The 23738-nt window shown below is 44.5% G+C and carries 16 protein-coding genes and 1 pseudogene; 8 read left to right on the top strand and 9 right to left on the bottom strand.

From position 1 onward, the window contains the following. Positions 1–94 precede the first annotated feature (94 nt). Positions 95–1525, bottom strand: a complete 1431-nt coding sequence (pds, locus tag EWV68_RS17395) for a 15-cis-phytoene desaturase (protein WP_061433188.1) — start codon at positions 1523–1525, stop codon at positions 95–97. A gap of 346 nt (positions 1526–1871) precedes the next feature. On the opposite strand from pds, the gene EWV68_RS17390 reads away from it, so the two are divergent. Together EWV68_RS17390 and EWV68_RS17385 are read left to right on the top strand one after the other, a co-directional pair. Beyond that, on the top strand, positions 1872–4652 hold the full coding sequence (locus EWV68_RS17390) for a cation-translocating P-type ATPase (RefSeq protein WP_287170527.1): 2781 nt from the start codon (positions 1872–1874) through the stop codon (positions 4650–4652). A gap of 4 nt (positions 4653–4656) precedes the next feature. Beyond that, entirely contained in the window at positions 4657–6456 is a 1800-nt protein-coding gene (locus tag EWV68_RS17385; RefSeq protein WP_287170525.1) for an SLC13 family permease, read from the top strand. A gap of 54 nt (positions 6457–6510) precedes the next feature. Here the strand turns inward: EWV68_RS17385 and EWV68_RS17380 are convergent, their stop codons facing one another. The 3 genes from EWV68_RS17380 to EWV68_RS17370 all read right to left on the bottom strand — a co-directional run bounded on the left by EWV68_RS17380 (position 6511) and on the right by EWV68_RS17370 (position 8968). Beyond that, a complete protein-coding gene (locus EWV68_RS17380; RefSeq protein ID WP_287170524.1) occupies positions 6511–7047 on the bottom strand; it encodes a tetratricopeptide repeat protein in 537 nt (178 codons plus the stop codon). Positions 7048–7256: 209 nt separating this feature from the next. After that, entirely contained in the window at positions 7257–8039 is a 783-nt protein-coding gene (locus EWV68_RS17375) for a transporter substrate-binding domain-containing protein (RefSeq protein WP_061433191.1), read from the bottom strand. Continuing rightward, complete coding sequence (locus tag EWV68_RS17370; protein WP_061433230.1) at positions 8036–8968, bottom strand: GGDEF domain-containing response regulator; 933 nt, start codon at positions 8966–8968, stop codon at positions 8036–8038. The genes EWV68_RS17375 and EWV68_RS17370 overlap by 4 nt, the downstream gene beginning before the upstream one ends. A gap of 333 nt (positions 8969–9301) precedes the next feature. On the opposite strand from EWV68_RS17370, the gene EWV68_RS17365 reads away from it, so the two are divergent. Next, positions 9302–12229, top strand: coding sequence for a DEAD/DEAH box helicase (locus tag EWV68_RS17365; protein ID WP_287170523.1), 2928 nt, complete (start codon positions 9302–9304; stop codon positions 12227–12229). A gap of 197 nt (positions 12230–12426) precedes the next feature. On the opposite strand, the gene EWV68_RS17360 is transcribed toward EWV68_RS17365, so the two are convergent. Beyond that, positions 12427–13380 carry a tetratricopeptide repeat protein gene (locus EWV68_RS17360; RefSeq protein WP_061433193.1) on the bottom strand — a complete coding sequence of 318 codons (954 nt, stop codon included), beginning with the start codon at positions 13378–13380 and terminating at the stop codon, positions 12427–12429. A gap of 465 nt (positions 13381–13845) precedes the next feature. Here EWV68_RS17360 and EWV68_RS17355 point away from each other — a divergent pair, with 465 nt between their 5' ends. Further along, complete coding sequence (locus EWV68_RS17355; RefSeq protein ID WP_061433231.1) at positions 13846–14355, top strand: YceD family protein; 510 nt, start codon at positions 13846–13848, stop codon at positions 14353–14355. A 61-nt stretch (positions 14356–14416) separates the two neighbouring features. Here EWV68_RS17355 and EWV68_RS17350 read toward each other — a convergent pair whose 3' ends face one another. Together EWV68_RS17350 and EWV68_RS17345 are read right to left on the bottom strand one after the other, a co-directional pair. Continuing rightward, positions 14417–15379: a glycosyltransferase family 9 protein gene (locus EWV68_RS17350; RefSeq protein WP_061433194.1), complete on the bottom strand. Its 963-nt coding sequence runs from the start codon at positions 15377–15379 to the stop codon at positions 14417–14419. Between the two features lie 243 nt (positions 15380–15622). Further along, entirely contained in the window at positions 15623–16225 is a 603-nt protein-coding gene (locus tag EWV68_RS17345; RefSeq protein WP_002762554.1) for a M23 family metallopeptidase, read from the bottom strand. Between the two features lie 181 nt (positions 16226–16406). Between EWV68_RS17345 and serS the strand changes: the two genes are divergently transcribed. Beyond that, complete coding sequence (gene serS / locus EWV68_RS17340) at positions 16407–17690, top strand: serine--tRNA ligase (protein WP_287170522.1); 1284 nt, start codon at positions 16407–16409, stop codon at positions 17688–17690. Positions 17691–17746: 56 nt separating this feature from the next. Here serS and EWV68_RS17335 read toward each other — a convergent pair whose 3' ends face one another. Next, positions 17747–18907 carry a 2,3-diketo-5-methylthiopentyl-1-phosphate enolase gene (locus EWV68_RS17335; protein WP_287170521.1) on the bottom strand — a complete coding sequence of 387 codons (1161 nt, stop codon included), beginning with the start codon at positions 18905–18907 and terminating at the stop codon, positions 17747–17749. Between the two features lie 281 nt (positions 18908–19188). Between EWV68_RS17335 and EWV68_RS17330 the strand changes: the two genes are divergently transcribed. Then, positions 19189–20307: a peptidylprolyl isomerase gene (locus EWV68_RS17330; protein WP_287170519.1), complete on the top strand. Its 1119-nt coding sequence runs from the start codon at positions 19189–19191 to the stop codon at positions 20305–20307. Positions 20308–20785: 478 nt separating this feature from the next. On the opposite strand, the gene EWV68_RS17325 is transcribed toward EWV68_RS17330, so the two are convergent. Then, entirely contained in the window at positions 20786–22306 is a 1521-nt protein-coding gene (locus EWV68_RS17325) for a methyltransferase regulatory domain-containing protein (RefSeq protein WP_287170518.1), read from the bottom strand. Positions 22307–22559: 253 nt separating this feature from the next. On the opposite strand from EWV68_RS17325, the gene EWV68_RS17320 reads away from it, so the two are divergent. Both EWV68_RS17320 and EWV68_RS17315 read left to right on the top strand, forming a co-directional pair. Then, entirely contained in the window at positions 22560–23423 is an 864-nt protein-coding gene (locus tag EWV68_RS17320) for an Rpn family recombination-promoting nuclease/putative transposase (protein ID WP_287170516.1), read from the top strand. Positions 23424–23510: 87 nt separating this feature from the next. After that, positions 23511–23738 (top strand): annotated as a pseudogene (locus EWV68_RS17315) (Rpn family recombination-promoting nuclease/putative transposase); the annotation flags it as partial.

Here is a 23738-nt window from a genome sequence, read left to right as displayed (position 1 = left end):
GGAATGATTGACTTAGATTAACGGCGAACTGTGGCTAATGATATAGCATTGTCTCACTCAAGGCCATTTTCGTCATTAGTCCCTAGCCAGAGAATTAACGAGCGCTGGACACTGGTATAGATTGGGTTTTATTCGGGTTTAGCGGTGCTGCGGGGTGATCTTTGCTGATCACTGCTGCCGCTAATTTCCCTGATAAAACCGCTCCTTCCATGCTCCCTAAATATTTTTGCATGGTATAGTCACCGGCGAGATAAAAATTCTCGATCGGAGTTTTTTGAGAAGGTCGATAAGCTTGTCGGCCAGGGGTGGCTTTATAAACTGATCGGGGAGTTTTCACCAGATGATATTTTAACAATTGACTGGGATTATCGCCAGTAAAATGTTGGGGAAAGAGTTTTTCTAGTTCTTTCATCGTGGCGGCGATAATTTCTTCATCGGATTTGCTAATCCAATCCTGAGCGGGAGCGAGAACTAATTCTAACATCGAGCGATCGGGGTTAGCGTATTCTTTACAGGTGTTGCTCATGTCAGCATAAACACTGAGTAAGGGCGAACGGGAGAATAATAAATGATCGATGTCGGTTAGTTTGCGATCAAACCAGAGGTGTAAATTAATGACGGGAACCCCTTCTAATCCTTCTAATTTTTGAAAGAATTTATCTTCTTGCCAAGGTTTAGGTAGTAAAACTTTTAAAGGATCTACCGGCATCGCAGACACATAAAGATCGGCTTCAAAAAGATAATCTTCCCCACCGTCTAAACCGCGCATTAAGAAGGCTTTAACTGTGCCATCTTCATTTAACACAATCTCTTTTAAAGGGGCGTTTAAGCGCACTTCGCCGCCTCTAGCGGTGATGTAATCGACTAAAGGTTGGCAGAGTCTTTCCGGGGGTGAACCGTCGAGAAAAGCCATTTTTGAGCCGTTTTTCTCCTGTAAAAAGCGGTTGAGGGCTGTTAGTAGAATCGTGGCGGAAATCTCGTTAGGATCGATAAAGTTTAGGGCTTTCGACATAGCGATAAACACTTCTTTTTCTACCCTAGGCGGTATGTTTTGTTTCTCTAACCATTCCGACCAAGAATATTTATCCATCTCCTCGACGTAACTTTGGCCTTTAACAATGGCAGGGATTAAACCGAGTCCAAATTTAATTTTTTCCTCCCAAGTTAACATATCATTATTGCGAAGAATGGCAACAATACCGTTAATTGGGGCGGGAATATCTGGGAAGTCAAACCGCGAATAGGTCCCCGGTTTTTCTGGCTGATTGAAGATCATCGAGTGTTCTTTCCACTGTAAACGATCTTCTATGCCTAATTCTTGGAATAATTGCAGCATATTGGGATAAGCGCCAAAGAAGATATGTAAACCGGTTTCGTACCAGTCCCCATCGGCATCTTTCCAAGCGGCAATTTTTCCCCCTAATACATCGCGACGTTCCAGTACGATGGGCGTATGTCCCGCATCGACAAGGTATTTCGCACAAGATAATCCGGCTAGTCCCGCACCAGCGATCGCAACTCGCATCGTTTCTTATCTACTCTCTAATGTTTTGTCTCTATCACATTCGCTATTATACTTCACATTTCGTTACATTTTTTTCAGCTTATCGAGAAGTCAGGAGACTCCGAGACAGGAGACAGGTGATAGGGTTATGGGGTTATAGGGTTTTGGGGTGATAGGGTGATGAGATAGCTTCCCCATCTCCCCACTCCCCCCCGCAACGCGCACGAAGTGGTCTCCCCATTTCCCTACACCCCACTACCCCACTACCCTCTCCCCAATGCTCCCTGATAACTGATATTGTGATATGTAATTAGCTTAATTCGCTTACCTTTTTAGTTCACGCGTACACCCTCTTCAATCGATCGCTATGACTTTTCCCACTACGTCACCTCAAGTCTCGGAAATAGAGAATAATCGTGCTTGGCATAATTTAACTGGCGAACAAACCCTAGAAATACTGAGAACCAATGGGGAAACCGGCTTAATCGAGGCGGAAATTGTTAAAAGAAAGGATATTTTCGGGTTAAATGAACTAAAAGAAACGGGGGGACGTAGCCCGTTAATGATTCTCTGGGAACAGTTTACTAACATTATGTTAGTGATGCTGATTGCCGTGGCGGTGGTTTCAGCAGTTTTGGACCTGAAAAAAGGGGAATTTCCCAAAGACGCAATCGCTATTTTTACAATTGTTATTTTAAACGGTATTTTAGGATATTTACAGGAAAGTCGGGCAGAAAAGGCATTAGCGGCCCTTAAGCAGTTATCCTCGCCCAAAGTTAGAGTTATTCGTAATGGTAGCACCTTTGAAGTGGCGGCTAAGGAACTTGTACCCGGGGATATCATGTTACTGGAAGCGGGAGTACAAATTGCCGCCGATGGCAGATTATTAGAAGCACAAAACCTGCAAATCCGCGAAGCTGCCTTAACGGGTGAAGCGGAATCGGTGAATAAACAAGCACAGAAGGTTTTACCGGAAGATGCCTCTTTGGGCGATCGCATTAACCTCGTCTATCAGGGTACGGAAGTAGTACAGGGGCGTGGGAAAGTGGCGATTACCAAGACGGGAATGGATACGGAAATCGGTAAAATTGCCGCCATGTTGCAAGGAGTAGAAAGTGAACCAACTCCCCTACAGCAGCGAATGTCGCAGTTAGGTAACGTTTTAGTGAGTGGTTCCCTAGCTTTAGTGGCTGTAGTCGTGCTTTGGGGCGTAATTAGCTCCGGTTGGCAGTTTTTTGAATCATTCCTCGAAACTTCCCTCAGTATGGCTGTGGCTGTTGTCCCCGAAGGTTTACCGGCAGTGGTAACGGTGACATTGGCAATTGGAACCCAAAGAATGGTGAGAAGACAAGCTTTAATTCGTAAATTGCCGGCAGTGGAAACCTTAGGCTCGGTAACGACGATTTGCTCCGATAAAACCGGAACTTTAACTCAAAATAAAATGGTGGTGCAGAAAGTTAATACCTCCGAGCAGACAATTACTGTCACGGGGGAAGGTTACGCGCCCATCGGTGAGTTTAATGGTGCTAGTGAAAGTGATCCCGAACTACAGGCAATTTTAACGGCTTGTGTGCTGTGTAATGATGCACTTTTGCAAAATAAAGCGCAAGAATGGTCAATTTTAGGCGATCCCACCGAAGGAGCTTTACTGACGTTAGCGGGTAAAGGAGGACTATATCGGGAAGCATTGGCACCACAAAGCCCTCGTTTAGGCGAATTTCCCTTTTCTTCCGAAAGAAAGAGAATGTCAGTAATCTGTGAGAATGCCCAGTTAGGTTTGGGGGATTCTGCCTATTTAATGTTTACCAAAGGATCACCGGAATTAATTCTCGAACGTTGTTCTCTGATCCAAGTTGGGGCGGAAAGTCAACCCTTAACACCAGAACAAAGAAGCCGTATTTTGGCACAAAATGACGAAATGGCGGGTAATGGCCTACGAGTCTTAGGTTTTTCCTATAAACCGATGACAGAAGTGCCAGAAGCGGAAAGAGAAGATAGTGAGGAACAATCCCTGGTTTGGTTGGGATTGGTGGGAATGCTCGATGCACCCCGCAAAGAAGTTAAAGAAGCGGTTGCTCTCTGTCGTCAAGCGGGAATTCGTCCGATTATGATTACCGGAGATCACCAATTAACGGCCAAGGCGATCGCCATTGAATTAGGCATTGCTGCCCCCGGGGAGCGAGTAATCACGGGTAAAGAATTAGAAAAAATGTCTCAGAATGACCTAGAGGGAGAGGTAGATGGTGTTAGCGTCTATGCTCGCGTTTCTCCCGAACATAAGCTGAGAATCGTCCAAGCTTTGCAAAAACGGGGCAAATTCGTCGCCATGACGGGGGACGGGGTGAACGATGCTCCGGCACTAAAACAAGCGGATATCGGTATCGCCATGGGGATTACCGGAACCGATGTCAGCAAAGAAGCCAGTGATATGATTTTGCTAGATGATAATTTTGCCACCATCGTCGCCGCCACCGAAGAAGGGCGCGTGGTTTACAGTAACATTCGGCGCTTTATTAAATACATTCTCGGCAGTAATATTGGCGAGGTTTTAACGATTGCAGCGGCTCCTCTGCTCGGTTTAGGCGGTGTACCCCTTTCTCCCTTGCAAATCCTCTGGATGAACCTTGTCACCGACGGTTTACCGGCTCTTGCTCTGGCAATGGAACCCGCCGAACCTAATGTGATGAAACGTCCACCTTTTAGCCCCCGGGAAAGCATTTTCGCCCGCGGTTTGGGTTGGTATATGATTCGCATCGGCATCGTCTTTGCCATTCTCACCATTATTATGATGTACTGGGCTTACCGATATACTCAAGCAACCCCCGAAATCGGAGATCCTGGACGTTGGAAAACCATGGTATTTACTACCCTCTGTTTAGCACAAATGGGTCACGCTTTAGCGGTGCGTTCCCATACCCAGTTAGCTGTGCAAATGAATCCCTTCTCTAATCCTTACATTATCGCCGCCGTGGGCTTGACAACGATCCTACAATTGTTGTTAATTTATGCTCCTCCTCTACAAAGCTTCTTCGGCACTCAATGGATTAGTGGCACAGAATTATTAATCTGTTTTGGATTTAGTGCCTTAATGTTTGTTTGGATTGAGTTGGAGAAGTTATTTATTCGCTGGTTCATGACGAAAAAATAAATCAATGCCAACACCAATTATTCTGACTTTAACGGTTTTAGTCGTTGCTTTAGTCGCTTTCGTGGCGGAATGGCTACCGGTAGATTTAACCGCTTTATGCGTGGCGATTGTCCTGATTCTTTTGGGTTTAGTTACTCCCGAAGAAGGTATCGCCGGATTTAGTAATTCTGCCACGGTGACAGTGATGGCGATGTTTGTGCTTAGTGCTGGAATTACCCGCACGGGAGTGATTCAAGTAATTCGCGATCGCTTGCTGGTTTGGGGGGGCAAAAATCCCCACCAACAGGTATTTGTCTTAGGGGCATTGGTGGGGCCGATTAGTGCTTTTATTAATAACACGGCAGTGGTGGCGATCTTTTTACCCATCGTCGAAGATTGGTGTAAAAAACAAAAAATTTCTCCTTCTAAGTTATTAATTCCCCTTTCCTACGCAACGGTTTTAGCGGGGATGATTACCGTGGTGGGGACTTCTACTAACATTCTCGCTAGTGGTATTTCTGCCAAGCTGGGTTATGGGGAATTTAGCTTATTTCAATTCACTGCTTTAGGATTAGTCACTTTTTTGGCAGGTTTGATTTATTTAACAATTTTTGCTCCGAAATTACTACCCGATCGCAAATCTTCCACCGGGGAATTTTTAGAGGATGATTATGGTTCTAAAGTATATCTGAGTGAGGTAATTATTACCCCTCGTTCTAATCTTATCGGTCAAACTTTATCCCAAAGTGGACTACAAAGAAAGTTTAATTTTGATGTGTTGGAATTAATCAGAAATAAGGTACATTTATCCCAACCTTTAGCCGATAAAGTTCTCAATGCTGGCGATATTTTAATCGTTCACAGTAGTCGGGAAGAACTATTAAAAATTAAAGATGAAAGAGGCTTAGAAATCTTTGCCGATGTCAAATTTCAGAAAGGAGATATTGAATCGACAATTACTACAGGTGAGGAAAAATTAGCCGAGGTTTTGATTCTCTCTAATTCCCGTTTAATTGGGACAACTTTAAAAGATTTGAAATTCCGTCAGCGTTATAACGCAACGGTTTTAGCGATTCGGCGTGGTTCAGAATTACTGCAAGGAAGATTAGGGAAAATTCCTTTAAAATTTGGCGATTTGCTCTTGGTTCAAGGACCAAAACAGAGTTTTATTGGTTTACAAACCACGCGAGAATTATTAGTCTTAGAAGAAAAAGAGATCGAATCATTGCGACAGGATAAAGGCATTATTGCTTTAATGATTACTTTGTTGGTGATTATTATTGCCGCTTTTGATATTCAACCGATTCTCGTCACCAGTTTAGTCGGGGTGGTTTTAATGGTAATTACTGGCTGTCTAAAACCGGGGGAAGTCTATGGTTCCATTCGTTGGGATATTATCTTTTTATTAGCGGGTTTAATTCCCCTGGGTACTGCCATGGATAACTCGGGAACGACTAAATGGTTGGCAGATAATTTAGTGGCTATCGGCGGCAATCTTTCGGGGTTTTGGATCTTAGTTTTTTTCTATCTAATTACTTCAGTTTTAACTGAAATTCTCTCTAATAACGCCGCCGTGGTGTTAATGATTCCCGTCGCCGTGGAAGTGGCGAAAACTTTGGGTTTAAATCCTTTGGCTTTTATGTATGCTGTCACCTTTGCCGCTTCTAATAGTTATCTAACACCGATTGGCTATCAAACTAATACCATGGTTTATGCCCCCGGAGGCTATAAATTCCTCGATTTTACCCGTTTGGGTGCGCCCCTAAATTTAATTTTGACGATTTTAACCCCAGTTTTAATCGTGGTATTTTATGGCTTGAAATAAAGAAAGAGATCGAAGATTCTTCGATCTCTAAAAAGAATTTGATAGTAGTCAAAACTATTTCGATTCAGCGAAGCGTTTACGCAGGGATTCGGCTCGCTTTTTCGCCACGGTATTATTAGGATCAAATTTGAGAGTTTCTTCGTAGGTTTCGAGAGCTTTTTTCGCCATTTGTTTCTTTTCGTAAACATTGCCAAGATTATTGAGAGCGATCGAGTATTGAGGATAAAGTTTAATTGCTTCTTTGTAGTTACGAATCGCTAATTCTAATTGTTCTTGGGCAAAATAGGAAAAACCGAGCGCATTGTAGATTAGAGCTTGATTTTCTGGTTCGATGCTTTCTTCCTCAGAGATTTTTAAAGCCTTTTGTAGTAAACTCAATGCTTGAACATAGAGTTTTTTATCGAGATAAAGACTCCCTAATTCATAGTATTCTTTAGCTGTACCTTTTTCTTTTTGCAATTTCTTTTGTAGCTTGTTAAAGGTTCCTTCCACTCGACGGGTTTTAAAGATTTGCACGATGACAAAAATTCCTAAACCAATCACGAAAATTAGCAATCCAGAAACGTAAATAAGCGGCAGGGTATCTTCCATAATTAGCGATCGAGCAATTAATATTTTTATACTTATTCCCTCAGATTATAGCAGGATTTAGTCAGTTATCAGTGATCGCCGCTCAGATGTGAGTTTTCAGTTCACTGTTCACTGTTCACAGCAAAAAACTCCCCACACCCCACACCCCACACCCCACTTCCCACACCCCACACCCCACACCCCACACCCCACACCCCACACCCCACACCCTATCTCCCCATTTCCCGAATTCTCAGGGGTAAGCCCCAATAGTTCACCCGTTCTACTAACCAGCCGGTGGATTCTAGCCGCTCGATCGCTTGATTGACGCGTTCTCGGAGACTTTGGTACTGTAAACCTTTAGGGAGAACGACTCCTAGAGCGATCGCCCCCAACTGGATCGGTAATTGACGATAATTGGGGAATTGCTGCACCCAACCAGTTAAAAGGCTATTATCAGCCGCAAAAGCGTCTATTTCCCCCGTTTCCAGTAAATTTAAAGCTTCTTGATAGGAAGCAACCCCGCGCAGGGTAGCCTTAGGTAAATGGGAACGCACAAGGGCGATTGTCGTCGAGCCGTTGAGTACGGCGATTCTAGAGTTAGCTAGGTCTTCTAAACGCTGAAATAGCAGGTTTTTCGTCACAAAACCGCTGCTATCGAGGTAATAAAAGGGGCTAAAATCCACGAGACGCTGACGTGCGGGAGTAATCGCCACACGAGCGATCGCCAAATCCACCCGATCATCAATAACCACCTGTAAACGTTCTTGATTACTAACGGGTTTGAGAATAATAGCACTGTCAGAACCGAGAATTTCTTCAGCTAGACGTTTAGCGATGTCGATTTCCAATCCTTGTAAATTGCCCTGAGAATCAAGGAAAGCGAGGGGAGGGAGATTATTTTTGACAGCGACAATTAATTTTCCTCGGCGTATAATCGTATCGAGATCGGCGCTAAAACTTGGGGCTACACCTAAGAGCAAAAAACCAAGAATAAATAACAAATTTTTCATACTGTTTTACCTAGACTAACTCGATTTCTGCCTTGATTTTTAGCGGCTAACATGGCATGATCAGCCCGCTCGATCACCTCTTCTAGATTATTATCTTGAGGGCTAAATGTTGCCACACCGATACTAGCAGTAACTGGCACTTTTTGTTGAGCAAGTTCAATATTTAACTTGTTAATTACTTGACAAATGCGCTGGGCTGTGGTAGCAGCATCTTCAAGATTAGTTTCTGGGAGAATAGCGACAAATTCCTCGCCCCCAAAGCGCCCAAAACTATCCACTTGACGCAGACAGGTTTTAATTGCCCCAGCGACAGTAATTAAAGTTTTGTTTCCTAGGATATGACCAAAGGTATCGTTAATATGTTTAAAATGGTCGATATCGATGAATAGAACCGAAAAATAACGATGATAACGACGACATCGTTGAAATTCTTTCTCACCTAAGTAGAGAATCTCTCGACGATTATTTACCCCAGTTAGGCTATCAGTTCTGACTAGCTTTTCTAGTTGAGAATTGATATTTTTCAGTTCTTCTTGAGTCTTTTTCAGTTCTAGATGAATTTTAACTCTGGCTAACAGTTCCCAACTATGAAAGGGTTTATTTACATAGTCCACAGCCCCAGAATTAAAAGCATTGAGAATATCTTCTTTTTCCTTACTATCTGTCACAAAGATAATTGGTATATGAGCGTATAGATTGTCAGTTTTTAGTCTTCGACAAACTTCTATTCCCCCCATCTCTGGCATCATTAAGTCAAGAAGAATTAGGTCAGGATTAGCAGTTTTTACTTGTTCTATTGCCTGTTTAAAACTACTAGCAAAAATGGTGGCATAACCAGCAGAATCAAGAATCTCCACAGCCAATTGGAGATTTTTACTGACATCATCAACCACTAAAACTAGACAGTCTTCAGCAGAAAAATTAATCATCATCAGTAAGTATAAGTAATCAAGTTAAGGAGAAAATAGAGAGACAATTATTAGTGATAAGCTGTTCGTAATTTAAATTGCTTGTTGAGACGAGGCAAGAGGCAAGAGTCAACAGTAAAGGGATTGGGAGAGATTCGGCTAATCTAAGAATAAGCGGTTTAAATACCTCTTAGCTTACAGCATTTCTGATAAAAATGAAGTATGATGGGATTGGGCATCACCCCCAAAGGTTAAGCTTGTCCCTAGTTTCTAGAAGTCCGCTTTTTTCGACTAGAATCAAAAAAGCCAGCCAGAATAGCCACAATTAAAAAAATTTCTCCTCTTAGACTTGACGTGAAAGAGTCCCTTAACCCTACTTCTTTGAATCTCAAAACCATTTTTCCCTTTAAACTCGACGACTTCCAGCACTCGGCGATCGCCGCTCTCGCTGCCGGTAAATCAGTGGTCGTCTGCGCTCCCACGGGTTCCGGCAAAACTTTAATCGGAGAATACGCTATCTATCGCGCCCTCGAAAGGGGCAAACGGGTTTTCTACACCACTCCCCTGAAAGCTCTTTCTAACCAAAAATTCCGGGATTTTCAAGAAAAATTCGGTCGCACCCCCACCGATGGCGATGAGGATTCCCCGCTGCTCTTTGCCGAAGTGGGATTGATTACCGGCGATGTGGTGATCAATCCTTCAGCATTAATTGTAGTCATGACTACAGAAATTTTTCGCAATATGCTGTACAAAACCCCGATCGGTCAGGTAGGCACTTCCCTAGAAAACGTGGAAACCCTGGTTCTCGATGAATGTCACTATATCAGCGATCGAGGTCGCGGCACCGTTTGGGAAGAATCAATTATCTACTGTCCCCCTAGTATCCAATTAGTCGCCCTCTCCGCCACCATTGGCAACCCGGGGGAACTCACCGACTGGATTAACTGGGTGCGGCAACTGCCCCAACCCGGCGACAATCAGCAGACCTCCAGCTGCGATCTCATTAACTCCGATTTTCGCCCCGTCCCCCTGCGCTTTTATTTCGCCAATAAAGAGGGATTATTCCCGCTGCTCGACCCAAAACAGAGCAAAGTTAACCCGAAACTACGCTCAAAAGTCGGCCACGGCAAACCCCGACGCTTAAAACGAGAAGATTGTCCCACTATCGCCTCCATTGTCACCACTCTGCGGGACAAGGATATGCTCCCAGCCATTTACGTCATTTTCAGCCGCAAAGGTTGCGATCAGGCGATTCGAGAGCTAAAAAACCTCAACCTCGTTAATCCAGAAGAAGCTAGAGCCATTTACTACCGTTTGCTCATTTTCTTCCTGGAAGATAATCCCAATCTGCAAGAACTCGCCCTTTCCTTCTTTGCCGTCGAAAATCCGCCCCTACACCAGAAATTACTGGCTTTTTTCGCTAATAACCCCCAGTCTGACGAGCAACTCCTCAGCCTCTTAACCGCCGACCCCGAGACGAAAAATCAACTATTTGAATTCCTGGCCAGTGCTTCCCAATTGGTGCGCGCCGACCAAGTGGAACCCCTCACCCGGGGCTGTGGTGTTCACCATGCCGGGATTTTACCCCTCTGGAAAGAATTAGTCGAACAACTCTTTGAAGCCGGTTTAATTAAGGTGGTTTTTGCCACCGCTACCCTCTCGGCCGGGATTAATATGCCCGCCCGCACCACCGTTATCTCGGCCCTCTCCAAACGCACCGATGATGGCCATAGTATGCTGACTCCCTCGGAATTTGTCCAGATTGCTGGCCGGGCGGGTCGCCGGGGAATGGACGCGGTGGGCCATGTGGTGACAGTACAAACGCCCTTTGAAGGGGCAAAAGAAGCGGCTTTTCTGGCCACCGCCCAACCGGAACCCCTGCAAAGCTGTTTTGCGCCCAGTTACGGCATGGTCTTAAATCTCCTGCAAAAACACAGTCTAGAGCAGGCCAAAGACCTCTTAGAGCGCAGTTTCGCCGAATATCTCGCTCGTTTGAAGTTAAGCCCCGAACGACAACAGATTACCGCCTTAACCACCGAATTAGCTAAGTTGGATATGGAGTTAGCCGGTATCGAGCGGGAACAGGTCTTCAGTTACGAAAAGCTACGGGAAAGACTGCGGGAGGAAGAAAGACTGTATAAAATCATCGCTAGTCAGTCAGAAGCCCAGAAAAGACAGGAAATACATCTAAAATTGCCGAATATTCCCGTCGGAACTATCCTCCATCTCAAGGGCAAACATATTAAGGTCCCCGTCCCCGTCCCCGCTATCTTTGTCAATACCCTGCACGGCGCTGGTCAAGTGCGAACTCTTGTTTGTTTAGGCAGTGATAATCGCTGGTATTTAGCCGCCTATGCCGATATTAGCGAGATCGATCGAGGTTTTCTCACTCCTGCGGAATTAGGCGAACTGATACCCCCTTCCCTAGCAGCAGTTTCCCTAGGAGGGTGGCGCAAGGGTGAGGAAAATACTCAGGCGATCGCCGATTCCATCCCCCAACAAGTGCAGGGCATCCCACCGGTGGTGGAACTGGAAACACAGGCACAAAGAATTGAAATTGTCAATAGTCAAATTGCCGCTCATCCCCTGCAAAAACGCAAAAATCCGGGGCGATTGATGAAATTATACTACGATCGAGAGATTGCTCGCGATAAGTTACACAAAGCCCAGATTAAATACCAAAAACAACAATCCCGTAAATCCTACTACTGGGAAGAATTTCTGAATCTAATCGAGATTTTGCGAGAATTCCAAGCGTTAGAGGGTTATTTGCCCACTCCCCTCGGAGAAGCGGCGGCCACTATTCGCGGGGAAAATGAACTCTGGTTAGGATTAGCGATGATGTCCGGAGATTTGGACAGATTGACTCCTAGCCAACTAGCCGCCGCCATCAGCGCCATGATTACGGAACCCCCTCGCCCCGATACTTGGTGCAATTACCCGCCTGTGCCAGAAGTTATCGATATTTTGCGGCAAGGAGAGGGAAATTCCCCCGGCCTGCGAGAAGTTCGCCGTTTACTCTATCAAGCTCAATCTCGCTACGATATCACTATTCCCGTCTGGTTAGAAACCCAACTGATGGGGATTGCCTCCCGTTGGGCCCAGGGGACATCTTGGCCGGAATTGTGCGAAAATACCAGTCTCGATGAGGGAGATCTAGTGCGATTATTACGGCGCACCGTCGATGTTCTCTGGCAAATTCCCCAAATTCCCCGAGTTTCCCAAGTCCTTAAAGATAATGCCCGTCTCGCCGTCACAGCCATGAAGCGCTTTCCTTTATAATAGACCTCTTGTAGAAATCAAAAATCGTTGTTAGGATTAGGAGTCAGTAGCCAGTAGTCAGTAGTCAGGAGAATTAAAAATAAGCATTAATCAATTAAATGGTCTATTTACAGATTTTATGCCATTTAATCCTTATTTTTGCCGTTTTTGAACCCTGAAAAATTAATTATGCAAGAGGTCTAATATTGATCACTCTTTTAAACAATGGGAGATGGTAAGGAAAGTAACTGTTGGTGAATCTGCTCGATCAGGGCGAGGATTTGCTGATAATTGTGGTGCAATCCCTGTTGATAGAGGTGATTGGCTCCTTGATTTAAATCCGCTAAAGCTGATTGATAATAACCCAATTGATGCCGCAGTAATCCCCTTCTAATATAAGCATCGGCATAAAAAGGATCGATGGCAATCGCTCGATTTAAATGGGCGATCGAGCGTTCGTATTCACCTAATTGGTGAGCGGTACAAGCTAGATTATAGTAGGCTGAAGCGTTATTTTTATTTAACCGGAGAGCTTGATTAAAATCCGCTTTGGCTGAGGTAAAATTGTGGAGGGCTAAATGAGATAAACCTCGATCATTATAAATAGTGGCTAAAGTGTCGGGTTGCCAGTTAGTAATTTGACGCAAGGATTGATTAAAATCAGCTAGGGCAAGGGGATAATTTTTCCTAGCCGACTGAACTAAACCCCGATTATAGTAGGCTTGATAATAGGTGGGTTTTAACTGGATAGTCTGGTTATAATCGGTCAGCGCCTGTGGATAATCTCCCAAACGATAAAAAGCTAAACCCCGATGGAAATGGGCTAGATAATTATCGGATTGCTGTTGTAAAGAGCGGGTGCAGTCTTGCCAAGCGTGGAGATAATCCTGCAAATAAATCTCAGTTAAACAGCGATTACTGTAGGCTAGGGCCAAGTTATTTTCCTGTTCGATCGACTGATTGAAATCCTGCAAAGCTTGCTGATAATTACCAGCCTCTAGTTGTTCAATTCCCGATCGCAACCAGTAGGATAAATGTACTGATTGAGCCGCTTTTCCCAGCCGAGGCCATCCCCCCAGCACAAGCGAGCAGAGCAGTGCAACCATAACCAATCCACCGAGGCGAGGAAGAAAATTTTTCAAAACCGTTGACATAGGAGTATCTTTGTGCATATACTCCCAATTCTGAGGAAACTTTCTCGATCGATCAACAGACAGCCTGTCAAACTAAATCCGTTGAATATAGACTACATATTAGGACAGGCAAAAGGCAAGAGGCAAAAGGCAAAAGGCAAAAGGCAAAAGGCAGACTTCGGCGTGAGCTTTTGTCGAACGCTTTGTTCTCCCCACACCCTACACCCTACACCCCACACCCTACACCCCATACCCCACACCCTACACCCTACACCCCACACCCTACACCCCATACCCCACACCCTACACCCCACACCCTGCACCCCACACCCCACACCCTACACCCCACACCCTACACCCCACAGTCTAGAACCGGTCTATGTCTCTAGAGGTCAGGACTGCGATAAGCTGATATAAGTAAAGATTGTCACCGAGCAATTATGGTGGCGTTACTCGCTAACGCAGTTGACACCCGATAACCGATAAATGATACAGGAGTTATCTATGGAAACTATTTTTATCCCCCACCTCCTCAAATCTCCTGATCGACAAAGAGTGATCACCATCGATAATTTTATCCCCGGTCTAGAAACCTTGACACCAGTGCGGGGGACCTTGCTGGTTAGACATGGGGGCAATTTTTTGGAAGTATCGGTGAAAGCAGAAACCATCGTCACCTTAACCTGCGATCGCTGTTTACAACAATATAATCATCGTCTGCAATTAAACACTTCCGAATTAATCTGGCTAGACAAAAATAAAGACTACGATCACTCCTATCCTCTAGAGCGAGAAATAGCCTACGAAGACCTCTCGGAAACCCTCGATCCTAACGGGGATTTTGACCCGCAAATGTGGTTATACGAGCAGTTGTGTCTAACTTTGCCCCCCCGTCAACTCTGCGGAGCCAATTGTCAACCACCCGATTTTTTTCTTCCGGAAAATACTGCCATCGATGGTCGTTGGGCCTCCCTAGAATCCTTGAAAAGTCAGTTATCTCAATCGCAAAATTGAGCCTTGATGCTGATTTTTTTCGGGTTTCGAGCCACGAGAAAAGCGATCGAAACCCGATTCTTTACCGGCCCCAAATCTTTTTCAGGACAGTTTCGGGGGTAATATCGGCGACTTTTCCCGTATTAGCCTCAATATATCGATGCAGCTCTCCCCCGCTCGGTAAAACTCTCTTAGACAACGAAGGAACCAGCAGAGAGAGGGTATAGGTTCCCACGGCCACGGCTAACTGTAAAGGGACACTTTCGGTAGCTAATAATAAATTAGCACCGGCGATCATGGCGGCCATTTTACCGATATCGGCCGTTCTGGACACTTTTAAGTTATTGTCCATGGCTTTGAGGGCTAAAACCCAATCTTCATCCAGTTCTCCCTGGATTGCGACAATTGGCAAATCCGGTTGTTGATGGCGAATACCTTGGATAATTTCTAGCCAACTCTCTAGGGGATAAAGCGTTTCCAGTCCTTGGCTGATGCTCAGATCGCTACCGCCAGCGTAGAGGAGAATATAGCCGCTATCCTTGATATTGAGGCGTTGCTGCTCCATTTCGGCCCAATCGATATCATCGCGATTCAAGGTTACTTTTAAAGGTGGACAGGGTGCGGCAATCTTTAACCCTTTGACCAGTGCCTGATAATTATCCGCTAGATAGCCTTCCGTTGGCCGGGGTACTTGTTGCGATAAGAACCAACCGCCATTATTTTCATAGCCTATACGGTTAGGAACACCATTTAACCAGAGTAAAAGATTGATAGCAGGACGATTGGTGAGACTAATGGCGATTTCGTACTCCCGGTCCCGAATTACTCCCAAAATATTTAAATAATCCGCTAATCCGTACTGATCTCGATAGTCAAATAAAAGCACTTCCCTAACCTGGGGACAGAGACGATAGGCAGCCTTTGCCCTAGGTTCGACCAAAACATCAATAGTACCTTGGGGGTAAGTTTGCCGGAGAGTTTCTAGAGCGGGAAAAAACAGCAGTTGATCGCTAATTCCTCCCGGTACAAGGGTTAATATTCGCATTTTATCTGAATATACCTGAATCGATCAGCTTAATTCTAGCAGTGTCCCTCGTTATTCATTGAACCTCTTGTAAAAATCACAAATTGTCCTGAGAGTTAGGAGTCAGTAGCCAGTAGCCAGTAGTCAGAATTGTGGGCTTTATTGATATAATACTTGTCTATTGTCTTTTTTCTACTCCTCTGTCTCCTCGACCGCCTCGGAGTCTCCTCACTAAGGGAAGATTTTTGATTTTTCCAGGAGATATTAACTATTACCGGAAGGATTAGAACCGTACATAGCATTTAAAACCAAAGCGGGGTCAACGTATTGATTGCCGTACATCAGTCCCCAGTGCAGGTGTGGTCCGGTGGTGCGTCCGCTCATTCCCACTCTAGCCATACGCGCCCCTGCCGGTATATCCTGACCGAGAGTAAGGACGATTCCTCCTGACCTATCAATCAAAAAAGTACCGCGGCTATCGGATTGAACCGAACCCATGAGATGACAATAAATATGTGTCCATTGACCGGATTGCATCTTAATCATGGTGCCACAGCCTGTATGATCGGATAATTCGACGATTCTGCCGGTCCACCAATTGCGAATATAACTGCCCAAGGGTGCGGCCAGATCTAACCCGGCATGAAATTGTTGACTGCCATCCATGGGAGAGGAACGATAACCGAAACCAGAGGTATAGGTTTGAAAGTTTTCCACGGGGAAGGAGGCCCCGGCCCAAGCATTTTGAGCTATGAGGGTGGGATTAGCTTTAACGGGGTGTAAACGGTCAAATCCTAGAGAAATTAACGTGACAAGACAGCTAATCGCTAAAAAACGCAGGAATTTAACAGGCAGATATTTGAGCATGAGACTTAACTCCAGACACCAAAATTAAATATACCGCTAATTTTACCGGCGGCTTTTAACGGATATTTTAGTTAAGTTTTGAGTTATTATTGACCATTGGTTAGGGGCTGAGAACATTTCCCCTCAGGCTGCCAATTCCCCGACTCTCCCACTTACTTTTTATTTTTTACTGACTCGTACCATGTTAGACCTAAAGCAAATTAGAGAAAATCCAGAGGAAGTACAGAAACGCTTAGATAGTCGGGGAGGGAGTTATGATATTGCCCCTATTCTCCAGTTAAATCAACAACAGAAGGCTTTAGAGTTAGAACGCAGCAGTTTACAGGCCCGGGGTAACGAAATCGGTAAACTGGTGGGACAAAAAGTTAAAAGTGGCAGCGATGCCAACAGTCCCGAAATTTTGGAACTGAAAACAGAAGGAAACGAGATTAAAAGTAAACTAGCTCAATTAGAACCGCAGGAAAAAGAGATTAAAGCGGCCATTGACCAAAAAATCTTAGATTTACCCAATTTACCCAGTGAAACCACTCCCATCGGTAAGGATGAACGGGAAAATGTCGAAGTCAAACGCTGGGGAGAGGAATATAAACCCACCAACCCGAATATTTTGCCTCACTGGGAAATTGGGGAAAAATTGGGCATTTTAGACTTTGAACGGGCAGTAAAGATCGCCCAGAGTCGTTTTGTTAATCTTATCGCGCTCGGGGCAGCCCTAGAAAGAGCTTTAATTAATTTTATGCTCGATCGCCATATTGTCGCCGGTTATACAGAAGTTTTACCGCCAATTCTGATTAATAGTGACTCCCTGCGCGGGACGGGACAACTGCCGAAATTCGCGGAAGAAAGCTTTAAATGTCGAGATGATGAGCTTTGGTTAGCACCAACGGCAGAAGTACCTGTAACTAACCTTTATCGCGATGAAATCCTCTCATCGGAGCAATTACCGATCAAACACTGTGCCTATACCCCTTGTTTTCGTCGAGAAGCGGGCAGCTATGGCAAAGATACGAGGGGCTTGATCCGTTTGCATCAATTTAATAAGGTGGAAATGGTCAAAATCGTCCATCCTGACGCTTCTGCTCAGGAACATGAAAGTTTGGTCGCTAATGCAGAGGCAATCCTGCAAGCTTTACAGTTGCCCTATCGGGTGATTGAATTGTGTAGCGGTGACTTGGGTTTTTCGGCAGCCAAATGTTATGACTTAGAAGTGTGGCTACCTTCGGCTAATACCTATCGGGAAATTTCCAGTTGTTCTAATTTTAGAGACTTCCAAGCACGACGGGCAAATATTCGCTTTAAAGAAAAAGGGCAAAAAGGCACTAATTTTGTCCACACCCTCAACGGTTCGGGATTAGCGATCGGTCGTACTATGGCTGCTATCCTAGAAAATTATCAACAGCCGGACGGGACGGTAAAAGTGCCAGAAGTGCTGCAACCCTATCTAAAACGGGAAGTTATTTGTTAATTTTTGATAAAAATGCTTGACAAAATGTGTCTATAGTGCATTTGAAAGAATTGAGCTTAACCCCACTCTAGAATTGCCTGTTTTAAGGCTCCTTCGGGCAAATTGACGGGATCAAAAGAATCACCCGCTTCTATTCTGGCTAAAGCTTCAAAAAAAGCCCTCACACCACTGGCAGGTCCCGATGGGTGGTCCATAATTCCGGTTCCCGCATTGAGGATAACATTACGTCCGTAATCCCGAAGGACCTGGGGAACAATACCTGGACGAATACCGGCCGAGGGAACCGGAAAAACGTTTCTATCGCGCAAAATATCGCGAATTTTGCCTTCCTCCTGCGGATCGAAGGGTAAACTACCGTAAGCGGCGGGATATAGCACCGCATCGGCTCCTGCGTAGGCCATCATCGTTCCCAAAACCACAGAATAGGCTAATCCCGTATCGCTACCGGCACACATCGCTCCGGCAAAGGCAGGATGGGCGAAAATAGGAACATCGATCGCTGGATCACTGGCTAAAGCTTCTAAAACGGAAAAACCGTAGGTAAGAACGTTTAATAACAGGGCATTAGCCCCATGTTTCACTAATAAACGGGCTTTTCTCTGCAATTCGTCCGCTTTTCCAGTGACATTGACCGCATAGAGAACATTTTTACCGGTTTGCTGCCGCACTTCCTCCAAAACCCGACGACAACAATCTAGGCGCTCGTGGGTGGGAGCCACGGGAAGATCCGCCATGATTTCATCATCTTTAATCACGTCTAAGCCAGCAAAAGCCACTTCTCGCAGGATATCGGCGTGATCTTGGGCCGATAGTCCTAAAGCGGGTTTAAAAATTGCCATCACTAGAGGTCGATCATAAACCCCCAAACGTTGCCTAATTCCGGTGATTCCTAACTTGGCTTTTGTGCCGTAGCTTTCGGGGAGATACACCCCCACCACTTTTCCGGCTCCAGCCATGGAATATTTGCCGAAAATCATGGTTAAAAGACTGGCGATGTCATTTTCAACGTTTATCTGGGGAAAACGCACCCTAGCCACCTTATAACCGTCGGCTTCCTCCCTGATCCCCACCACTTCCGCTAGGTGTTGTTGCAGCTGCTCTTGACGATGACTGTGGCGCTCGCTCCAAGTGCCGGCGGTTTGACCGATAGCGATCGTTTTTGCCTGTTTTTCGGCATTAATAGCGGGAGGAAAGCGATAATCGACAATAATAGTCATAAAAGGTAAAAAAAGGGAGTGGGAATTATAAATTATAAATTATGAATTATGAATTGGGGAATTGGGGAATTGGGGAGGTGGGGAGGTGGGGAAGTGGGGAGCCTTTTTTCAGTAAACAGTAATGGGTGAACTGAAAACTCACATCTGATAACTGATAACTGATAACTGATAACTGATAACTGATAATGGCTTCGATCGGTTTTCTCAGCTATTGACAAGGGTTCCCCTAAAAGCCTACAAGTATTTTGGATAGGTATGGCCATTGAGGAACCGACCAAAATATGAAAATAACGACAAGATTACGGGAATGGGGCAAATTTTTCTTAAAAAGCAGTGCTAGTATTGCCCTAGCACTATTTTTAATCTTAAGTCTGTTCACGGTTAAGGGGACTGCCCCTGCTTTAGCCGTGCTTGCTCAGGGTGATGCGGTAACGGATCCTACTGCTATTTTACGCAATGCCTTACCCATAGATAATAAACCAATTCGTCAAGTGCAACAATCGATCGAAGATATTGCCAAACATCTGCGGGCCAAACGTTGGAGTCCGATTAAAAAAGATGTCAAGGATGCCAATTATGCCCTTTCTACCAAAAGCAAGGCTATCTTAGATAGTGTTCCCGAAGCAAGTAAAAGCCAAGGGGAGGAATTAATCGAAAAAATAAAAACGGGAGTGGCAGCCCTCGATACGGCCGTAGAAGCGAAAGATAAAGAGGCAGTTTGGTCAACCAGACGGGAATTGCTCAATAATATCACCGCTTTAGAAGAATTAATGGTGGTGGGTTTTCCCTTTAACGTTCCCCCAGAATACGCTAACTTGCCGCAATTGCGAGGACGCGCCACCGTAGAGATGCAGACCACCAAAGGAGATTTAACTATCGTTGTCGATGGTTACAGCGCTCCGATTAATGGGGGTAACTTTGTGGATTTAGTCCAACGGGGTTTTTATGACGGTTTACCCTTCATTCGCAGCGAAGATAATTTCGTTGTGCAAACCGGGGATCCCGTCGGTGCAGAAGAGGGCTTTTTTGACCCGAAAACTAAGCAATATCGCTCTATTCCCTTAGAAATTTTGATTAAAGGGGAAGAAGAACCAGTTTATGGCAATACTCTCGAAGAATTAGGGATTTACTTACCCAGTCTCGCCTTACCTTTTAACGCTTTTGGTGCAGTGGCCCTAGCGCGTCCGGATACTAATCCTAACGGAGGTTCCTCGCAATTCTTTTTCTTTAAATTCGATAATGAATTAACTCCTCCGGGGTTTAATCTCATGGATGGTCGTTATTCGGTTTTTGGCTATTTAGTCCAGGGAAAAGAGGTGTTAGAAGAACTTACCGATAAGGATAAGATTATCACCGCTAAAGTGGTTTATGGCTTAAATAATCTCGTCCAACCTAGCTAGGGTGGGGGTTTTTGACTGGCTCTTGTCAAGGCACAGAGATTAGTCAAGATAGGGGAAGCAGCTCAGATTCTGGGCGCTTCCCCCGATACCCCCACAAAGTAGCAATTGTCGGGGTCAATATTCCCCGCTAGTGAAAGCGATGCAGCTAGTAGATGTTACTGTGTTAACGACCTTTTCAGCAAAACGTAGTGGACTGTTTCAGCTAATTTGGTGTATTAGAAAAATGCTATAAATTCTATAATCTAAGACTTTAAGCCGAAATCTATTGCCCTATTTTAGTTGAAACAGTCCAGTAGGGTGCGTTAGACGGCAAAAATTGCGGCTTTGACTTGAAAGTAACAATCCGTCGTAACGCACCACTAAGTAGTAAAACGTAACAGCCAAAATTGCTGCTTTGACTTGAAAGTAAAAATCCGTCGTAACGCACCACCTATCATCAACTAAGTAGCCAGTTACAATGAGATTACTTACTTAGTATTTACTCAATACCTAGTTTTTGCAATGTTAGTAAACGTTCTTTACTAAACTGCTCGTAAACTGTTTTCAGATGAGTAATATTTTCCTCCTCTGTTTCCAAAGTTTTCCCATCTTTAACCACTTTTTTGCCTTGACTTGCCAAAATTTGCCAAACAAATTGTACGGCATCTTGGTTAGAGGATTTAGCCAAGAGGAATAATTGTTCTAAACGATTGACCACTACTCCAGTCCCAATCAAAGGAGAAGCTAAAAAGCTTAATTCCTCACTATAGACTGCTTTCGCTTTCACTGCATTATTAAAAGCATCAGTAGATGGTTTCCGTTGTTGGCAAGTTTGCTCATCCACAGCAGGATGAATATAGCCAATACCAGTTAAAATCATAAGAGCTTGGTAAAGACCATTTAAGTTAATATTTGAGGTTTTGGGGTGATTTTGCAGTTGCAGTAAAGTTTGGGGAGATTCCGCCAAAACCTGACAAATTGGCTGATAAATTGCCTCCTGTAACTTAACTTCTCCCATGGGAAACTGATGCTCGAACTTGATATTTGCGGGATTAACAAGCAGGGCAAACCGGGTTTCTTGTAGTTGTTTAAGCTGTTCTTGGTTGGTTAAACCTAAAGAGCCTCGACTAAAAATATCACGACGGAATTGGCTATTAACGAAGAAATCTCGCACTACTTCCCGATAGATTGGGTCGCTGATTTTGGCTAATTTATCTTGAGCTGCTGCTGAGAGATTGACCATATCGATATGGTCATTAATATGGGCGGAACCCACATATTTAAGTTTCGCATCCTCTAATTCTTTCGCTACTTCATCGAAGTAAAAAGAATTCCATTCCTGATTGAAATACTCGTGAGCTAAATAATAACGATTTTGTTCCTTCAGGCGCTCGTAACGATTTTTTAAAATTGGATTTTGGGCAAAATAACTAGCATTAGCTTCTAATAATTCTCCTGTAAAATTAAGTGCCTGTTCAATGCGGGTTAAAATTGGTTCGGAACTGTGTTGACCATGACGTAACATTAAAGCTTGCATCGGCATCGCTGCTGACCAACCCGGCAGGGCATTATAGGAGATATAAACTAATCCCCCCACCTTGAGATTGCGGCGCATAAAATCAACTATTGCTTGGCGATTTTTGGCACTAATCCAGCTATAAATTCCGTGCAGACTGATGAAGTCAAATTGAGGTAAATCTCTCTCTAAAAATTCCTCAAAACTATCATCAAAGAAAAGAATATTCTTCATTCCCGCCTTGGCCGCTAAATCTCTAGCCGTGGCGATGTGACTAGGGTTGAAATCATTGGCATAAAATTGGGACTGGGGATAGGTAGCCGCTAAAATATTCGTGGTAAAACCCTGACCACAGGCCAATTCACAATAGGTAAATTCTTGGCTAGAATCGGGGGGGTGAATCGATTTAATCAGAGTGGCTAAACCTAATTTTAGGGGACTTAACTCGCCGTAAAAGCCGCTAGTGTAGTTAACTTCCAATACATATCCTTCTGTCCAACTCATAGATTTTCCTCAAATATAATGACAATTCCTAAAATTAAGACTTGATTATACAGGAAAAGAGCCAGATAAGCTGCCCGCGCCTTTAAATTGCTTGTTGAGGTGAGGCAAAAGGCAAGAGGCAAGAGGCAAGAGGTAGTTAGATATGTATAATCAATTGTGTCTAGCTGCTTACGACGCCTATTAATACTAGAGTATTAACCGTTTAGCCAAATGATTCGGCAACTGCCAATAAACCCTAGAAGCGAGATTTCTCGTGAAAACTGATAGTCTCTTTTACCAAATATTCCTGCGCTTTCCGGACAGTTTCTTTGACTTAATCGGACAACCGCAACCGGGAGCAGCAAACTATCAATTCACCTCCCAAGAGGTGAAACAACTCTCTTTCCGTCTCGATGGCTTATTTATACCACTCAGAGAAGATAGTCAGCAACCCCTCTACCTAGTGGAAGTGCAGTTCCAAGCGGACGACACCCTCTACTATCGACTTTTTGCGGAATTGTTCCTATTTTTAAAACAATATCGACCACCTCACCCCTGGCAAATTGTCGTCATTTATCCCCATCGTGGGGTGGAACGGGAACAATCCCTGCATTTTGGCGAAATCCTCAATTTATCGAGCGTTAGACGCATTTATCTCGATGAATTGGCCGCAAGGGACAATCCCTCCTTAGGAATCGGTGTGATTAAATTAGTAGTAGAGTCGGAAACGGCAGCGGTGAGGACTGCTCAAACCCTAATCGAGCGGACCAGAGAAGAAATCACCGACCAGTCCAGTCAACGGCAGTTAATTAACCTAATCGAAAGTATCATCATTTACAAATTCCCCCAGAAAAGTCGCGAGGAAATTGAAGCTATGTTTGGACTAAGTGATTTAAAACAAACGAGAGTCTATCAAGAGGCACTGGCCGAAGGAGTAGAACGGGGTCTGCAAGAGGGGGAACGTCTGGTGGTGGAAAACCTGCTCCGAGTCCGTTTTGGTGAGTTAGACCCAGAAATTCAAGCTATTATCAGCCGGATTTTACAACTGTCCCCAGAAGAATTTACTCCTTTACTCCTACATTGTTCCAAGCAGGAACTCTTAAAGCGATTTCCCCCAGAAAAGTCGCGAGGAAATTGAAGCTATCACCCCCCTTATCAAGGGTAGGGTTAATTCATGAATTAACCCTACTACTTCCCCCAGAAAAGTCGCGAGGAAATTGAAGCTATGTTTGGACTAAGTGATTTAAAACAAACGAGAGTCTATCAAGAGGCACTGGCCGAAGGAGAAGAACGGGGTCTAGAACGGGGTCTAGAACGGGGTCTAGAACGGGGTTTAGAACGGGGTCTGCAAGAGGGGGAACGTCTGGTGGTGGAAAACCTGCTCCGAGTCCGTTTTGGTGAGTTAGACCCAGAAATTCAAGCTATTATCAGCCGGATTTTACAACTGTCCCCA

Source organism: Microcystis sp. M_QC_C_20170808_M9Col, assembly GCF_007095495.1.
GTDB classification, from domain to species: Bacteria; Cyanobacteriota; Cyanobacteriia; order Cyanobacteriales; family Microcystaceae; genus Microcystis; species Microcystis aeruginosa.
Note: the sequence above shows the minus strand (reverse complement) of the source record. Positions and strands in the feature narration are given on the sequence as shown.

Coding starts and splice junctions, on each gene's coding strand:
- EWV68_RS17360 (WP_061433193.1), bottom strand. CDS start 13,380: ATGCACAAAGATACTCCTATGTCAACGGTTTTGAAAAATTTTCTTCCT.
- EWV68_RS17335 (WP_287170521.1), bottom strand. CDS start 18,907: ATGACTATTATTGTCGATTATCGCTTTCCTCCCGCTATTAATGCCGAA.
- EWV68_RS17355 (WP_061433231.1), top strand. CDS start 13,846: ATGGAAACTATTTTTATCCCCCACCTCCTCAAATCTCCTGATCGACAA.
- EWV68_RS17325 (WP_287170518.1), bottom strand. CDS start 22,306: ATGAGTTGGACAGAAGGATATGTATTGGAAGTTAACTACACTAGCGGC.
- EWV68_RS17345 (WP_002762554.1), bottom strand. CDS start 16,225: ATGCTCAAATATCTGCCTGTTAAATTCCTGCGTTTTTTAGCGATTAGC.
- EWV68_RS17370 (WP_061433230.1), bottom strand. CDS start 8,968: ATGATTAATTTTTCTGCTGAAGACTGTCTAGTTTTAGTGGTTGATGAT.
- EWV68_RS17350 (WP_061433194.1), bottom strand. CDS start 15,379: ATGCGAATATTAACCCTTGTACCGGGAGGAATTAGCGATCAACTGCTG.
- EWV68_RS17390 (WP_287170527.1), top strand. CDS start 1,872: ATGACTTTTCCCACTACGTCACCTCAAGTCTCGGAAATAGAGAATAAT.
- EWV68_RS17330 (WP_287170519.1), top strand. CDS start 19,189: ATGAAAATAACGACAAGATTACGGGAATGGGGCAAATTTTTCTTAAAA.
- EWV68_RS17375 (WP_061433191.1), bottom strand. CDS start 8,039: ATGAAAAATTTGTTATTTATTCTTGGTTTTTTGCTCTTAGGTGTAGCC.
- pds (WP_061433188.1), bottom strand. CDS start 1,525: ATGCGAGTTGCGATCGCTGGTGCGGGACTAGCCGGATTATCTTGTGCG.
- serS (WP_287170522.1), top strand. CDS start 16,407: ATGTTAGACCTAAAGCAAATTAGAGAAAATCCAGAGGAAGTACAGAAA.
- EWV68_RS17380 (WP_287170524.1), bottom strand. CDS start 7,047: ATGGAAGATACCCTGCCGCTTATTTACGTTTCTGGATTGCTAATTTTC.
- EWV68_RS17385 (WP_287170525.1), top strand. CDS start 4,657: ATGCCAACACCAATTATTCTGACTTTAACGGTTTTAGTCGTTGCTTTA.